This is a genomic window from Pseudanabaena sp. Chao 1811 (assembly GCF_027942295.1).
Lineage (GTDB): Bacteria > Cyanobacteriota > Cyanobacteriia > Pseudanabaenales > Pseudanabaenaceae > Pseudanabaena.
Genome location: NZ_CP101416.1, coordinates 2,137,052 through 2,153,324 on the forward strand (window position 1 = coordinate 2,137,052; position 16,273 = coordinate 2,153,324).

Sequence of the window (16,273 nt, forward strand, 5' to 3'; positions counted from 1 at the left end):
AAGTTACTATTGTGTCTGACACATCAATTTTTAACGATTTAAAAATTATGAAAAGGCAAAACAAACTTAGTAATAATCTTTGCAGTTTTCTTTTGATAGATAATGTGGATTATGGCTAATCTATCAAAATTAAAATTAAGATTTTACTTGTATTAATTTATTCTATTTTAGAGGTTATGATGCTCTGTGTGCATAGCGTCACAATTTTTGAAAATAGCCTGTAGTGAATGATTTGACTATTCAAAATACAGAAGATTCGTGTTGCTAGTAGAAGATTCGTGTTGCTAGTATTTGTTCTGAGAATCGCTCTGCCTATCAGTATATGCAGTTAAATGAAACTTCCAATGACCTATCAAGTGGCAGATTGCTTCAAAGAAGCTTATTGCCACAGAGCTTGCCTTCTTATCCTGGGCTAGATATTGCTGCGGAAGTTTGGACAGCAGTAGATCTTGGTGGGGACTATTACCAATTCTTAGAGCAATCAGGGACATTGGCAGTAGCGATCGCTGATTCTTCAGGTAAATCCGTTGCAGGCGCGATTCATGCCGCTTTGTTTAAAGGTCAGCTTGATGCCTATGCGCAGCAGGGTAGGTTACAAAATCCTGCGTCAATGCTGAATTCTTTAAATCAACTACTCTGTAAAAGTGGGACTGATGATGCGATCGCCTTTTGTTATGGAGCGATCGATCTGCTCACCTATGACCTGCATTTAGGGAATGCGGGTATTCCAGGTCCTTTGATTTATCGGGCGGAAACTAATACTTGCGAAGAAGTCGTTAATCCTGCGATCGCCCTTGGTCGTTTTGACAGTGCTACTTACAGAGCCACAGCTCGGGCGCTGCATGAAGGCGATATTGCAATCTTTTTCAGTGATGGGCTATTTGAAGCCACTAATGAGCAGGGCGAAGAATTTGGCAGATCGAAGGGGCAAATGATCTCGCCACTGCGTCAAACGGTTATTAAACTAGCACAACGACCAGCGATCGAGATCTTACATGGCTTAAAAAAAGCACTGGATGTATTTTCAGGGCTAGATATTCCTGAAGACGATGTTTCGATCGTAGTGATCAAACTCAAGCAAAAGGTACATTTTTCGGAGCTGCGTAACTGCCCATATCTGGAAGCATTGCAGGCATGGGAGCGATCTGAAGAAACGGATGAGTCAGCTCTATTGCGGGGTACACGTTTAGCTGAGGCACTGGCTTGGGCAGAGGGGCAGACTGATCTATCGCGCATTGATCGTAATTTTTTAGAAGCATCGGCGAGGATTAATGAACGCGAGCAATTGATGGCAGCCCGTGCCGCCGATGCTGATCGTCTTGAAAAGCTGAGTCAAGAACTCGAAAAAAGCCTTGATGCCGAACGTCGCCAGCGTGTAATTGCGGAGATGGGCGAGATCAATGAAAAAATTGTGGCGCTAACCATTTCTTCGGAAGCCCTCTATTTATCTAACAATCATATTGAAGCGATGATTGCAGGCGTAATTGGTGGTGTCCAGCTAAAACGCCTAACTACTCAAGTTGATGCCAGTACTCTCGACAATCTCCGTGCTAATACCCAAATTCGAGCGATCACAGCTTTAGAGCAAGTTGTCTATGGAACCCATGAATATAATCGTCTCGAAGGACATGGATTCTGGGTTAACAAAGTTTGCTATTCTCGCGATGGTAAGTTTATTGCCTCTGCAAGTAGCGATCGCACGATCAAAATCTGGAATATTTCAGGAATTTTGCTCCAAACATTAGTGGGGCATACGAACTGGGTCACTAGTGTTGCCTTTAGCCCCGATGGAAATCTACTAGTTTCAGGTAGTCGGGACAATATGGTCAAAATTTGGCAACGTAATGCCGAAACAGGGGATTTTGAACCACAACCGATCGCTACTTTGCGGGGGCATGAAGGCCCTGTGTTGGATGTCTGCTTTAGTAATGATGGCGAAATGATTGCCTCAGCTAGTGAAGATACGACGATTAGGCTGTGGAAAAGTGATGGCACGGTGATTCGGACTTTGCGTGGTGGTCATGATCGCTGGGTAACTTGCGTTGCTTTTCACCCCAACAGTAAGTCCCTCGTGTCAGGAAGCGCCGATCGCAATCTGATTATTTGGAATATACAGGGTGTACCGATCAGGCATTTACGGGGACATGATAGCTTTGTCGAAAGTGTTGCCTACGCCCCTAACGGTCTTGCGATTGTTTCTGGAAGTCGCGATCGCACTGTCAAAATGTGGGGTTCCGATGGCATTTTACTTAAAAGTTTTTATGGACATTCCGACAAGGTATGGAGTGTCGCTTTTAGTAATGACAATCACACCATTGCTTCTAGTGGCTTTGATCGCACTATCCGTGTCTGGGATATTGAGCAAGGCTTAATATCGACATTTCAAGGACATGGGGATGTCGTGCATAGTATTGCCTTTAGTCCTGACGGAAAAACTCTTGCTTCTGCCAGCAGAGACACCACGGTCAAGCTTTGGGTAATTCGTGGTACACCCTTAAGAACCTTGATGGGACATACAGATGAAGTTTCTTGCGTTGTCGTTAGCCCCAACTCCAAATTCCTCGCCTCTGCTTGTAAAGATAAAACAGTTAATCTGTGGAATGCTAATGGCACATTAGAGGCAGTACTTGAAGGTCATAACGACAAAGTCAACTGTGTGACCTTTAGCCCAGACAGTTCCACCATTCTCACCGCAGGAGCGGATGCCTGCATTAAAATTTGGCACACCGATGGAACCCTAATTGATACACTTAGTGCCCACCGAGCCGAAATTTATAGTGTGGTCTATCGTTGTGATGGACAAGTTTTTGCATCCTGTAGTGCCGATGGTACAGTCAGAGTCTGGAGTGCTGATGGTAAATGGTTACAAACTCTTACTGGTCACTCAGGTGAGGTCTATAGTATTGACTTTAGTCCCGACGGCAGTATGCTTGCTTCCGCCAGCAAAGATAAATTGATTAACCTCTGGAGTTGGGATGGTACTCTCCTGAAAACCCTAGATGGGCATAGTGCTGAAGTCTATACAGTTTCCTTTAACCCCAATGGCAAAATGCTGGCTAGTGGCAGTATGGATCAGAGTGTAAAACTATGGAGCATTGAAGGAGAATTAATTAAAACTCTAAATGGACATAGCGCGGAAGTAACCAGCATATGTTTTAGCCCCGATGGTAAGTCGATAGTCTCTGCTAGTGAAGATTCTACAATCCAGTTTTGGAGTGGAGATGGGACACTCTTACGCACCTTTAATGGTCATCAAGGACGGGTCAGGAGTGTTTGCTTTAGCCCCAATGGCAAAATCTTAGTATCAACTGGTGAAGATCGGAAAATCATTATGTGGAATCTTGATCTGGAAAACCTATTAATGCGAGGCTGCCAATGGTTACAAGAATATCTAAGAACAAATATAAATGAGACTGTCAAGTAAAATGTGTAAAGTCTAGAAGCTAGACGTGGAGACGATCCTCGAAGAGGATGGCAAAGCGATTAAGAGCAGGTTTCCAATCACGAATCGGCATCGTCCACTTCTTCGAGATATTCCGCATTGCTAAATAAACGAGCTTGAAAGCAGCATCATCAGAGGGAAAAATCTGTTGGGATTTAATCACCTTCCGCAAACTACTGTTCATCGACTCAATCGCATTGGTGGTATAAATCGCCCTGCGAATCTCGGTCGGGAAAGCAAAGAAGGGGATAATGTTTGCCCAATGACTGCGCCAAGACTTGGAGATTGATGGATATTGCTTGTCCCACTTTTCAGCAAAGAGTTCGAGATTAAACTCAGCCTCCGATTCCGTCGCCGCGCTATAAATAGCCTTGAGGTCAGCACAAACTTGCTTGCGTTGTTGCCAAGGTACAAAAGCGACCGAGTTTCTGACCATGTGGACAATGCATAACTGCACCTGAGTTTTAGGAAATACCGTCTCAATCGCATTAGGGAAACCAGTCAAGCCATCGACACAGGCAATCAAAATATCTTTGACCCCACGGTTGTGAATTTCGGTGAGTACTGACAACCAGAATTTCGCACCTTCATTCGGAGAAATCCACATACCCAGTAATTCCTTGTACCCGTCCATATTCACGCCCAAGGCAAAGTACAAGGATTTGTTAATCACTCTGCCATTGTCTCGGACTTTGATGACTAGACAGTCCAGAAAGACGATTGGATAGACTGCTTCAAGGGGACGGTTTTGCCATTGCTTCACCTCGTCAATTACTGCATCTGTAACATTGGAAATAAGTGTTGGTGATACTTCAACACCATACATTTCTTGCAACTGGGCTTGAATATCCCTGACACTCATACCTCGTGCGTAGAGAGCAATGATCTTTTCATCTAGTCCTGACAAGCGACTTTGTCCTTTCTTCACCATCTGCGGTTCAAACTCCCCTTGCCGATCTCGGGGGACTGCGATTTCGGCTACGCCAAAGTCACCTTGCACTTTTTTCTGGCTATAACCGTTGCGACTGTTGGTTTGTCCTTCTGGTCTAGGTTCGTGCTTACCGTATCCCAGATGGGTTGATAGTTCTGCTTCCAATGCTCGCTCCACTAATGCGGTCGTCAGTTGTTTCAGAATGCCTCCTTCTCCGAATAGGTCAGGTGGTGTTTTACATTCTTGCAGCAATTCGTCGAGCAATTCTTTGCGTATATTCATCAGTTTTAGTGTTGGTAATTGTGTGTCTAGATCATCTCTCTGTATATATCCCAGACTTTACACACTTCACTTTACACTCTCATATAAATGTTTCTGAAGAGGACAAACGTACTTGTTTAGGTGGCTGCTCTTGGCTCTACAAGCATCTTAGATCTACCCCTCCCAAATAAAAATAAAAATATTGGTTTTATGTTAGCGATTCCTTTAGCATGGCTACAACTTACCTATCAAAAGGGACGCTTAGCGATCGCGATCGCAGGGATTATGTTTGCGGTAATTCTAATTGCGATGCAGTTAGGTTTTCAGGAGGCTTTATTTAAAAGTGCAGTGCTACTACACCTGAACTTACGTAGCGACCTAATCTTAATTCATCCCAGCTCTAATAACTTGCTCAATCTCAGGCAGTTCCCTCGTCGTCGTCTGTACCAAGCGGAAGGATTTGCAGGTGTTAAGTCAGTGCATCCTGTATATATTGGCTTAGCTGTATGGAATGCTCCTGAATTGGGGGTCAAAGAGGATATTTTAGCGATCGGAGTTTCTCCTCAAGCTCATCCTTTCCTATTTCCCAATATTCAACCAGATTTAGAGAAAACGCTACTCCCCGATGTCGTTCTATTCGATCGCGGTTCAAGAGAAGATTTTTATGGTGCTGTGGCTGCTCAATATGAAGCAGCGATCGCCCAAGGCAAAATTCTCACGAAAGAAGTTACTAACCGTGCCATTACTATTGGTGGGTTATTTACCATGGGAGTCTCTTTTGCTTCCAATGGCACGTTGATTACAAGTGAACAAAATTTCCTACGCATTTTCCCTGATCGTCCTATAGGCAATATTAATTTGGGCTTAGTGCAATTGGAAAAAAGTGCACAGGCGATCTCCATTCGAGATGCCATGCGATCGCAGCTAGATCAGGATGTGAAAATATTAACTAGGCAAGAATTTATCGATCTAGAGCTAAATTATTGGTCAGAAGCCACCCCGATTGGTTTTATCTTTGGCTTAGGCGTGATTATGGGCTTTATCGTTGGTGTCGTTATTGTCTATCAAGTTTTATACAAAGATGTTTCTGATCATCTTGCGGAATATGCCACGCTCAAAGCTATGGGCTATAGCAACTTCTTTCTATTCAGGCTGATTTTGCAAGAGTCATTGCTTTTATCTTTATGTGGATTTTTACCCGCCCTATCAATTTGTGCCGTTCTCTATAGCATTACTCAAAATGCAACGGGCTTATTAATGGATTTAAATAGCGATCGCATTGTGCAATTATTTTTGTTAACGGTGGCGATGTGTGCAATTTCTGGAACACTATCCCTGCGCAAAGTCCAAACTGCTGATCCTGCGGAAATATTTGACTAACAACACATCATCTCGACAAAGGCGAAAAATGGTAAAAATCGCTAAGCGATTTTTACCATTTTTCGCCATTTGCGCGCCGCGCAAATGGCGTTATCAAACTCAAGTTAACAACAAAAAAGCCTCGCTAAGCGAGGCTTTTTTGTTAGAAAACCTAGAATTTTACTTCAAGATATTGGTAACAACGCCAGATCCAACGGTGCGACCACCTTCACGGATTGCGAAGCGCATTTCTTGCTCGATCGCGATGGGGTTGATCAACTCAACAGTTACCTTGATGCGATCGCCAGGCATGACCATTTCTGCATCGCTGCCATCATCAGCAGTGAAGCTAACAATGGTTCCAGTTACGTCAGTTGTACGTACATAGAACTGAGGACGATAGCCAGGGAAGAAAGGAGTCTTACGACCGCCTTCTTTTTCAGTCAAAATGTAAACTTGACCTTCAAATTGAGTGTGAGGATTAATTGACTTAGGTTTAGCCAATACAATACCGCGTTCGATATCATTCTTTTGAATACCACGGAGCAAGAGACCTGCATTGTCGCCAGCCAGACCTTCTTCCAAGCTCTTTTTGAACATTTCAATACCAGTAACGGTAGTGGAACGGGTTTCTCTGATACCAACGAGTTCAACGGTATCGCCAACCTTGACAGTACCACGCTCAATACGACCAGTTGCAACAGTACCACGACCAGTAATCGAGAATACGTCTTCAACAGCCATCAAGAAGGGCTTGTCAACAGCACGCTCAGGAGTAGGAATGTAGGAGTCAACGGAATCCATCAAAGCCCAGATCTTGTCAACCCAAGGATTTTCGCCACGTTGGGTCTTAGGATTAGCGGTCATTTGCTCAACTGCTTTCAATGCAGAACCACGAGTGATGGGAATATTATCGCCATCAAAGTCGTAGGAGGAGAGCAATTCACGAACTTCGAGTTCAACTAGTTCAACTAGTTCTTCTTCGCCTTCCATTTGGTCTTCTTTATTCAAGAAAACTACTAGGTTAGGTACACCTACTTGACGAGCAAGCAAGATGTGTTCACGGGTTTGAGGCTCAGGACCATCAGCCGCAGATACGAGCAAAATAGCTCCGTCCATCTGAGCAGCCCCAGTGATCATGTTCTTAACATAGTCAGCGTGACCGGGACAGTCAACGTGAGCATAGTGGCGTTCAGTGGTTTGATACTCAACGTGAGCAGTATTAATCGTAATACCACGAGCTTTTTCTTCAGGAGCAGCATCGATTTGGTCGTATGCTTTTGCGGTTGCTTGTCCTGCTGCTGCTAAGGACATGGTGATTGCAGCAGTTAAAGTGGTCTTACCGTGGTCAACGTGACCGATAGTACCGATATTAACGTGGGGTTTAGTTCTCTCAAATTTAGCGCGTGCCATTTTTTCGTAATTATCCTTACTTTTGTAGTTGTTACTCTAGTTTATAGAGCATTTTCGGTAATTATTACTCTAGTTTATAGAGTATTGGTTGAGTATTTTATAAGGACTACTCTTTTTTGCCCTTGTTTTTAGCAATGATGGCTTCAGCCACATTTTTCGGTACTTCTTCGTAATGGCTGAATTCCATTGAGAAGCTTGCTCTGCCTTGAGTGGCTGAGCGCAGGTCAGTGGAGTAACCAAACATTTCCGACAAAGGAACTCTGGACTCAACCTTCTTGCCAGAAGGAGTATCATCCATGCCTGCAATGTTGCCACGACGACGACTAAGGTCACCGATGACATCACCCATGTAGTCCTCAGGGGTTTCTACTTCAACCTTCATTACAGGTTCAAGCAGGACAGGTTGAGCTTTCATTACAGCTTCCTTAATTGCCATAGAGCCAGCAATTTTGAAAGCCATTTCTGAAGAGTCCACATCATGGAAAGAACCATGTACGAGGGTTGCTCTAACGTCAATCAAAGGATAGCCCGCAAGAATTCCTGATTCACAGGCTTCTTTCATACCTTGTTCAGAAGGTTTGATGAATTCCTTAGGAATGACACCACCAACGATCTTCGATACGAATTCAAATCCTGTACCTGGCTCAGTAGGCTCTAAGTTGATCACAACGTGACCATACTGACCCTTACCACCACTCTGACGTGCAAACTTACCTTCAATATCGGTGACAGTCTTGCGAATGGTTTCACGATAAGCAACTTGAGGTGCGCCCACGTTAGCTTCAACGTTAAACTCACGCTTCATCCGATCAACGAGAATTTCTAGGTGTAGCTCACCCATGCCAGAGATAATTGTTTGATTGGTTTCTGAATCTGTTGCTACACGGAAGGTAGGATCTTCCTCAGACAGAGACTGTAGCGCCTTGGATAATTTTTCCATATCCTGTTTTGTTTTTGGCTCAACAGCAACGGAAATAACAGGTTCAGGAATGAATAGAGTTTCAAGAACAATTGGCGATTCAATATCGCAAAGAGTATCACCTGTGAATGTATCTTTCAGTCCTAAAACTGCTCCAAGATCACCTGCTCTGAGTTCATCAACTTCTTGGCGATCGTCAGCCTTTAATACGATCAAACGAGAAATACGCTCTTTCTTGTTCTTAACAGGATTAAGCGCGTAGGAGCCTTTCTTCAAGATGCCAGAATAAACCCGCACGAAGGTAAGACGACCATAGGGATCAGACATGATTTTGAAGGCAAGTGCTGACATGGGCGCGTCATCCTTGGCTTCACGAATCGCTTCTTCGCCATTAGCAAGTAAACCTTGAACTGGTTTAACATCGCTAGGAGCAGGAAGATAGTCGATAACGGCATCAAGTAATAGCTGTACGCCTTTATTTTTGAAAGCAGAACCACAAGTCATTGGTACGATCTTGCCGTTCAAGGTTCCTTTGCGTAGACCTGTTCTAACTTCATCTTCGGTGAGTTCTTCACCTTCAAGATATTTTTCCATTAAAACATCATCAGAATCTGCCACTGATTCAAGTAACTTACCGCGCCAATCGTTGGCGAGATCAGCTAAATCATCAGGAATATCTACTTCGTCAATATCCTTACCTATTTCATCTTTATAGATATAGGCTTTCATTTTGACGAGATCAATGATACCTACGAGTTCTGCTTCGCTACCGATGGGTAGTTGGATTGGAACTGCATTAGAACCGAAACGAGCGCGAATTTGCTCTCTTACTCGCAAAAAGTTCGCGCCCATGCGATCCATTTTGTTAACGAATACGAGGCGAGGTACTTTATAACGATCTGCTTGTCTCCATACGGTTTCAGACTGAGGTTGGACACCACCTACAGCACAGAAAACTGCAACTACGCCATCAAGTACACGCATGGAACGTTCCACTTCAATAGTGAAGTCTACGTGTCCAGGAGTATCAATGATGTTAATGCGGTGATCTTTCCAACTGGTACTGATCGCTGCGGCAGTAATGGTAATACCACGCTCACGTTCTTGTGCCATCCAGTCTGTCGTTGCGGTTCCATCATGGACTTCACCTATTTTGTGAACAACGCCAGAATAAAATAGAATCCGTTCTGTAGTTGTGGTTTTACCAGCGTCAATATGCGCCGCAATACCTATATTGCGTACCTTATCTAAGGCAATAGTGCGTTCCACAATGGTTTCCTCGTGTTTGTCAGGAATTGAGAATTTATATTAAGAATAGTATAGCGAGGTAAGCTACGGTTTAATAGCGTTAGTAACGGTAGTGGGCGAAGGCTTTGTTTGCTTCTGCCATTTTGTGGGTTTCTTCGCGTTTACGGATGGTTTGACCAGTTTCGTTGGCAGCATCCATTAATTCATTAGCCAGCTTAGTTACCATGCTACGTCCAGCACGAGCGCGGGAGTATTGGACTAACCAGCGAAGAGCAAGTGCTACACCGCGATCTGTACGAACTTCCATGGGTACTTGATAGGTAGCACCACCAACACGACGAGCCTTAACTTCAACTAATGGGGTTGCATTACGAATTGCACGATCAAACACCTCTAGAGGTGGGTTGCCTGTACGCTCGCCGATGGTGTCGAGAGCCTTATAAACAATGTGGGAAGCTACAGAGTGCTTACCGCGTGACATTACACGACGGATCAGCATACTAATGAGGCGGCTGTTATAAACCGAGTCAGGGGGAGTTATGCGCTTTGACGCTTTCGTTCTACGGGACATTACGGTACTAAATTCACCTTATAAAATGAATTGCTAATTTTACTTAAATGGCTGAATTAATTACTGGCTGTTATTTTTTCTTCTTGCCAGTGCTTGCGGCTGGAGCTTGACCGGGCTTGGGTCTCTTTGCGCCATACTTGGAGCGTCCTTGCTTGCGATCCTTTACGCCTGAAGTATCGAGAGTGCCACGGATAATGTGGTAACGCACACCTGGTAAATCTTTTACACGACCGCCTCTAATCATCACAACGGAGTGCTCTTGGAGGTTATGCCCAATGCCAGGGATGTATGCGGTGACTTCAAATCCAGAAGTCAAGCGTACCCGTGCCACTTTTCTAAGTGCAGAGTTAGGCTTTTTGGGTGTTGTAGTGTAGACGCGCGTACATACTCCCCTGCGTTGAGGACAACTTTTTAGGGCAGGAGACTTTGTCTTTGTATTTATGGTTTGGCGCTCACTGCGGATGAGCTGTTGGATCGTGGGCATAAGTGATGATTTGGTATATCTGCGGCTGTGTATTCTAATCAACAGCACATAATTATAACAAAGTTGATCTCACAAAGTCAATTTTTATAACTTAATAAGCTTTGTTATGTTATGTCGGCTGTGGCGATCGCTGTTTTTATATGTTTGTATATGGACAGCGTTATAAACAAAAAGGGAATATTAACGATAATTCACAATTCTGGCAAAGCCTGCTGGGTCAAGACTGGCCCCACCAACTAGCACACCATCGATTTCAGGTTGCGCCATGATTTCGTCGATATTATCTGGTTTGACGGAACCACCATATTGAATTGTAACGTCGCGATTTGTTAGTTTACTACGAATTAGACCAATTACGCGATTAGCTTCGCTGGATGCACAGGTATCACCTGTACCGATCGCCCAAATTGGTTCGTAGGCAATGATCAAATTATTTTGGTCAACATCGACAAGATCTGCTGCAAGTTGCGCGAAAATCCAAGCCTCAGTTTCGTTGGCATCACGTTGCTGTTTGCTTTCACCGACGCAGAGGATAGGGGTAAGCCCATGAGCCTGAGCTGCTTTAAGACGCTTGTTTACAGTTTCATCGGTTTCACCAAAAAACTGACGACGCTCACTATGTCCAATGATCACATGCTTGATACCAAGCTCAACTAGCATTGGTGCAGAAATCTCACCTGTAAATGCGCCATTTTCTGACCAATGGACATTTTGAGCACCAATACTGAGGTTGGCTTGACCAAGAGATGGCACAACTGTTTGTAAGATGCCTAGATTTGTATAAGGGACGCAAATAAGGATTTGCTGATCAGCGATCGCCGCTTGGGATGCGGTGGCTTTGAGTTGGGCGGGAAATTCTGAGAAAAATGCTTTGGCTTCGGACTGGGTTTTATACATTTTCCAGTTGCCAGCAATAACGATTTTAGGCAAGGCTCGTTTACCCCTGAGTTAGGATTATGAAAATAATGAATTGTTGTTTATTTTACCGAAAGATGGAACATTCACAGCAAAGGTATTGTGTTGCGACATCTTTTAGATATCCCCCTAAAAACTCAATGAGTCTAGCAGAAGGCTGCCAGACTCATGTCTTAAAATAATTCAATTAGTTATCTACTAGAGGTTTAACTGGACGTGTTCGGTATTGATTAACTGTACGCTGTAGCCCTTATTTTTAAGCTAAATCAGTTTGTCTCACTTGTTACAATGCTAGGTCAAAACCTACAGATACATCGAACAAAAAACTTAAGAGACCCTAATCACAATACAGGCTATCGAAGCTATCAAAACTACACCGATCTTTGGAACAAGCACTACCCTGTAAAGATCGAAGAATCGTGGGGAGCAACAAAGCGCCAATCCGATTTTGACTTTTAACTCTTTCTATTTGCTTATCCTCCTTTTTTAATGAAAAGGTTGCTTAAAATTCAAGCTGGGTTTGCGTTTGGATTGAGTTGCTTTGTCTCTTGTGCTATGAATACAGATTAACTCAGATGGTGTTGCAAGATACTATTTCTTTACATAAATTCATAGATTTCTTGATTGTAAAAATACCTATCAAAAGTCCTTAAAGATAACATCTAAATCTAATATCTAAATCTATCAAATTTATTGAGTACAAATACTTGGTTGGTAGCATGAAAATTTATCCCCTAAAAACTCAATGAGTCTAGCAGAAGGCTGCTAGACTCATGTTTTAATATAATTCAATTGGTTGTCGTACTAGAGGTTTGCTAATGCGTGTTAGATATTGATTAACTATGCGCTGTAGCCTTTATTTTTTCAACTACATAAGCTTGTCTCATTTACTCGTAGTACTAGGTCAAAACCTAAACAGGTACTAGAAAAATTTAAGAGACCCTAATTACAACGTAGGCTATCGAAGCTATCAAAACTACACCGATCTTTGGAATAAGCACTGCCCCGTAAAGATCGAAGAATCGTGGGGAGCAATAAAGCGTCAATCCGATTTGACTTTTAACTCTTTCTTTTGCTTCCTCCTCCTATTGAAAGCTTAATTTCAATATGTAAGCTGGAACTGCGTTTGGATTGAGTTGCCTTATCTCTTGTGCTATGTATATACATTAACTCAGAAGGTATTCCACAACACTATTTCTTTACATAAATTTATGAGTTTCTGAGTTGGGGAAAAAGTAAAACTCTGGAAGATTGGCGAATTGTCGTTATGACTTTTGTTATTGGCTTTTGTTAAGCTATGTATACTAAATACTTTACTTAGCATTGCCAAGACTTTTACTATGCTGCAACAGGCTTCCCGTTATACGACGACTTGGGTAGATACAGTTAACAAGGTCAAGGCTGAAGTATGGAATATTCTTGCAAAACCTTTGGCGACTCCTTTTTTTGAATGGGAATGGCTCTCGAATTTAGAATCTTCAGGCTGTGCGATCGCGCAGCAGGGATGGCTACCGAGTCATTTATTGGTGTGGCAAGGTGATGTATTGGTAGCGGCTGCACCTTTGTATATGAAGGGACATAGCCAAGGCGAGTTTGTTTTTGACCATCAATGGGCGGATTTGTCCTATCGGTTAGGAATTGAGTATTATCCCAAATTATTAGGGATGGCTCCCTTTACGCCTGCGGTGGGCTATCGGTTTTTAGTACATCCAGATCTAAGCGATCGCCCTGATGAATTATCCAAAATATATGACTTGATGCTAGCGGAGATTGACAAACTTTGCGATCGCTACCAGATGTCAGGCTGTAACTTTCTCTATGTTGATCCTAGTTGGAAGCATGAGTTGGAGTCGCGAGGTTTCACAACTTGGATGCACCATAGTTATGTTTGGGAAAATCAAGAATTTAAGGATTTTGATGATTACCTCAAGAATTTCAATGCGAATCAACGCCGCAATATTAAGCGCGAGCGCAAGTCGGTAGAAAGTACGGGGATCAAGATGCGGGTATATACAGGTGAAGAGATTCCCCATTATTTCTATAGCTATATGTATGAGCTATATAACGATCATTGCAATAAATTTTGGGGTGGAAGTAAATACTTAAATCGGAAGTTTTTTGAACATTTAGCCCATAGTTTCCGCGATCGCCTTGTGTTTGTAGCTGGGGAAATCGCAGATTATCCGCAACCTGTGGGAATGTCTTTCTGTATTCGTAAGGATGATCAGTTATTTGGGCGCTATTGGGGTTGTGTTCAGGAAATTGATTGCTTGCATTTTAATGCTTGCTACTACACGCCGATTGAGTGGGCGATTTCTCAAGGGATTAAGCGCTTTGACCCCGGAGCAGGTGGACAACACAAAAAGCGGCGCGGATTTCCTGCAACTCCAAATTACAGCTTGCATCGCTTTTATCGCGATCGGCTCAAGCAAATTCTGGTTCCCTATATCAATGAGGTCAATGCTTACGAGGCAAAACAAATTCAAGCAATTAACAACGAACTACCCTTTGATTTTGCTCCACCTGATCTTCATGTTTAAATTGCATTATTGATTGTTTACTCAACAGACCATTTGGTCAAAAAAACAATAGTTTTACTTAATATTTTATGATAGATGCGATTAACTTAATTGATTGCATCTAAGTTTTTTGTTATATTTCAATATAACAAGTTGTCTTTATCCACAAATAGCCATGAGACTATTACAGAGTATTTTTAATGTTATTTGGGTTTTAGGCTATCTAGGTAATGGAGTCCTATTTATCTATACTGAGTGGATTATTTTACAGAAAAATTTTATTCAAATACTTAATCCATATATCCATTTTCAAGTTTTGTTAATACTACTTTCTACTCCCTTGTTTTGGATATTCTTATCTATGGCAGTAGTTGGTTATTATACCGTAGTAAATATAGAAAAGAATTTACTCAAGAATGTTAAGCAAAGCCAAGTTGAGACTAAAGAAACACCATCTCCCATAACTGATGTATTACCTCAAAAATATTCTAATCGTTTTTCTTTTTTTTCAAGAGAACTAAACACCCATACATCTGTAACGCCTAAATTAGATACAGATGGGATTGCAAAACAAATTGAGTTACTTGAATGGGCAATACAAAGTAGTCAAAAAATAAGATTTAACTACGAAGACAAAAATGGAAACAATAGTAATCGCACTTTCATTCCACAGAATTTTAAGACGATTCGTCAGACTTTATGTGTAGAGGGATACTGTTATTTAAGACGTGCTAAACGTACTTTTACAATTAGACGTATGCGAGATATTAAAATTATCTCTGCTAACGAATTAAATCACAATGTTAAAGAGAAAGTAAACTCCTCTTCATTATCTTCTTTCTCTAGTATTTCTTCTGTAAAAGATAAAGACTCTCACCCTAAAGAACGTCCCTACATCAATTTAATTATTGATAATCTTGAAGCACTTACAAATTCAGAATGGAACAACATAGAAATTCTAACAAAGATTTATTATGAACTAGAGTTTCGATCTCGTCCAAGATCTCGTGATTTGAGTGAGCGTATCAAGAAAAGGTTGATTCAGTTAAAAGATCAACCTTTTTTACTCTCAAAAGCTGGATCTGAAACTAATAGTTTTTCGGATGACTCTTTTAACTATGAACAAGGTCTACTTAGTTTTTATGGATATAAAGTTGGTATAAAAGGTTTGCCAGAATCAGAAAGACACAAAATTCTTGATGCAGTTTTTGCACTTCCATTATTGTCAGTGAATAGTGAAGCTTACTTAAGAGAGTGGGGAGAGCCTAATAGTGCAGAAAGATTACAAAAACTATCTAGATCCATCGCAGCATTTGTTCGTACCGCCAAAGGTCGTACTAACGGTGATTTTAGAAAAGCAATTCAAGATTGGGAATCCGACTTAATATACTTGAAAAAGACTTATTACAATACAAATCATTTCTCATTTCAGTATCCAATCACATAGTGATATTGTTATTGCCTTTGAGTGGTAGATGATACTGTGAGTCTGTATATATTTATTAAATATTTTTAACTGACTGAAGCGAAGGATCACTTTAGTCAACTGGTATTAATTGGTTATACTTAAAACACTCAGCAGCGAGGGTAAAGTGATGATCCAAACTTTAGCTAAGGCAGAAAACCAATATCTCGTTAAATGGGCTGTCACTTGGGAGCAGTTTAAAGCTTTGCAATCCGCCTTTGAGGAAATCGGGGGAGTGCGGATGACTTATTGTGAAGGAGAACTAGAAATTATGGGTATTGGTTTGCAGCATGAAATGATATCCAGTCTGCTAGGACTCTTGTTAGGCTATTACTTTGTACTCAAACGCATCCGCTTTACCTCAACAGGTGCTTATACCCAAAAAATTGAACCTAGTCTTGAGTTTCAGGCTGATTTGTCCTTTGCTTTTGGTAATGATCCTGCAAAGACTGACCTATGTATCGAAATTGTGGTTACTAGCGGAAGCGTTAAAACGTTAAGGAAATATCAACTAAGGGGTATTCCAGAGGTTTGGTTTTGGGTAGATGGCAAAATTAGTATTTATCGCTTAGTTGAAGATGAGTATGTAAAACGCGATCGCAGTGAATGGCTGCCTGAATTGGACGTTGAACATTTAGAAAAATGTTTGTTAATAGATTCGCAGTTGGATGCGATGACAGCTTTTGCAGAAAAATATGCTTAAAGCAAACAAACGATGCTTTTTGAGATTTGCCAGAGTTTAGCTA

Annotated in this window: 11 protein-coding genes; 5 read left to right on the forward strand and 6 right to left on the reverse strand. The window is 41.9% G+C overall.

Annotation, left to right across the window (positions count from 1 at the left end):
* Positions 1 to 322 precede the first annotated feature (322 nt).
* A complete protein-coding gene (locus NMG48_RS09845) occupies positions 323 to 3,424 on the forward strand; it encodes a SpoIIE family protein phosphatase (RefSeq protein WP_271255052.1) in 3,102 nt (1,033 codons plus the stop codon).
* Between the two features lie 19 nt (positions 3,425 to 3,443).
* On the opposite strand, the gene NMG48_RS09850 is transcribed toward NMG48_RS09845, so the two are convergent.
* Entirely contained in the window at positions 3,444 to 4,655 is a 1,212-nt protein-coding gene (locus tag NMG48_RS09850) for an IS256 family transposase (RefSeq protein ID WP_271251743.1), read from the reverse strand.
* Positions 4,656 to 4,844: 189 nt separating this feature from the next.
* Between NMG48_RS09850 and devC the strand changes: the two genes are divergently transcribed.
* On the forward strand, positions 4,845 to 6,014 hold the full coding sequence (devC, locus tag NMG48_RS09855; protein ID WP_271255053.1) for an ABC transporter permease DevC: 1,170 nt from the start codon (positions 4,845 to 4,847) through the stop codon (positions 6,012 to 6,014).
* 159 nt (positions 6,015 to 6,173) lie between these two features.
* On the opposite strand, the gene tuf is transcribed toward devC, so the two are convergent.
* The 5 genes from tuf to tpiA form a co-directional block, all read right to left on the reverse strand.
* Positions 6,174 to 7,406: an elongation factor Tu gene (gene tuf, locus NMG48_RS09860; RefSeq protein WP_126384384.1), complete on the reverse strand. Its 1,233-nt coding sequence runs from the start codon at positions 7,404 to 7,406 to the stop codon at positions 6,174 to 6,176.
* Between the two features lie 106 nt (positions 7,407 to 7,512).
* Positions 7,513 to 9,594 (reverse strand): elongation factor G, encoded by a 2,082-nt coding sequence (gene fusA / locus NMG48_RS09865; protein ID WP_271255054.1) that lies wholly within the window; start codon positions 9,592 to 9,594, stop codon positions 7,513 to 7,515.
* A gap of 79 nt (positions 9,595 to 9,673) precedes the next feature.
* Positions 9,674 to 10,144: a 30S ribosomal protein S7 gene (gene rpsG, locus NMG48_RS09870; protein ID WP_126384378.1), complete on the reverse strand. Its 471-nt coding sequence runs from the start codon at positions 10,142 to 10,144 to the stop codon at positions 9,674 to 9,676.
* 70 nt (positions 10,145 to 10,214) lie between these two features.
* Positions 10,215 to 10,628 carry a 30S ribosomal protein S12 gene (gene rpsL, locus NMG48_RS09875; RefSeq protein ID WP_126384375.1) on the reverse strand — a complete coding sequence of 138 codons (414 nt, stop codon included), beginning with the start codon at positions 10,626 to 10,628 and terminating at the stop codon, positions 10,215 to 10,217.
* A 180-nt stretch (positions 10,629 to 10,808) separates the two neighbouring features.
* Positions 10,809 to 11,558 carry a triose-phosphate isomerase gene (tpiA, locus tag NMG48_RS09880; RefSeq protein ID WP_271255055.1) on the reverse strand — a complete coding sequence of 250 codons (750 nt, stop codon included), beginning with the start codon at positions 11,556 to 11,558 and terminating at the stop codon, positions 10,809 to 10,811.
* A gap of 1,325 nt (positions 11,559 to 12,883) precedes the next feature.
* On the opposite strand from tpiA, the gene NMG48_RS09885 reads away from it, so the two are divergent.
* The 3 genes from NMG48_RS09885 (at position 12,884) to NMG48_RS09895 (ending at position 16,230) form a co-directional block, all read left to right on the forward strand.
* Positions 12,884 to 14,083, forward strand: coding sequence for a GNAT family N-acetyltransferase (locus NMG48_RS09885; RefSeq protein WP_271255056.1), 1,200 nt, complete (start codon positions 12,884 to 12,886; stop codon positions 14,081 to 14,083).
* Positions 14,084 to 14,237: 154 nt separating this feature from the next.
* A complete protein-coding gene (locus NMG48_RS09890; protein ID WP_271255057.1) occupies positions 14,238 to 15,509 on the forward strand; it encodes a WYL domain-containing protein in 1,272 nt (423 codons plus the stop codon).
* Positions 15,510 to 15,657: 148 nt separating this feature from the next.
* Positions 15,658 to 16,230 carry a Uma2 family endonuclease gene (locus NMG48_RS09895; protein ID WP_271255058.1) on the forward strand — a complete coding sequence of 191 codons (573 nt, stop codon included), beginning with the start codon at positions 15,658 to 15,660 and terminating at the stop codon, positions 16,228 to 16,230.
* Positions 16,231 to 16,273: the final 43 nt, after the last annotated feature.

What these genes read in the sequence shown, in the direction of transcription:
- NMG48_RS09850 (WP_271251743.1), bottom strand. Translation starts at nt 4,655, where the DNA reads ATGAATATACGCAAAGAATTGCTCGACGAATTGCTGCAAGAATGTAAA.
- tuf (WP_126384384.1), bottom strand. Translation starts at nt 7,406, where the DNA reads ATGGCACGCGCTAAATTTGAGAGAACTAAACCCCACGTTAATATCGGT.
- devC (WP_271255053.1), top strand. Translation starts at nt 4,845, where the DNA reads ATGTTAGCGATTCCTTTAGCATGGCTACAACTTACCTATCAAAAGGGA.
- NMG48_RS09845 (WP_271255052.1), top strand. Translation starts at nt 323, where the DNA reads ATGCAGTTAAATGAAACTTCCAATGACCTATCAAGTGGCAGATTGCTT.
- NMG48_RS09885 (WP_271255056.1), top strand. Translation starts at nt 12,884, where the DNA reads ATGCTGCAACAGGCTTCCCGTTATACGACGACTTGGGTAGATACAGTT.
- rpsG (WP_126384378.1), bottom strand. Translation starts at nt 10,144, where the DNA reads ATGTCCCGTAGAACGAAAGCGTCAAAGCGCATAACTCCCCCTGACTCG.
- NMG48_RS09895 (WP_271255058.1), top strand. Translation starts at nt 15,658, where the DNA reads ATGATCCAAACTTTAGCTAAGGCAGAAAACCAATATCTCGTTAAATGG.
- NMG48_RS09890 (WP_271255057.1), top strand. Translation starts at nt 14,238, where the DNA reads ATGAGACTATTACAGAGTATTTTTAATGTTATTTGGGTTTTAGGCTAT.
- rpsL (WP_126384375.1), bottom strand. Translation starts at nt 10,628, where the DNA reads ATGCCCACGATCCAACAGCTCATCCGCAGTGAGCGCCAAACCATAAAT.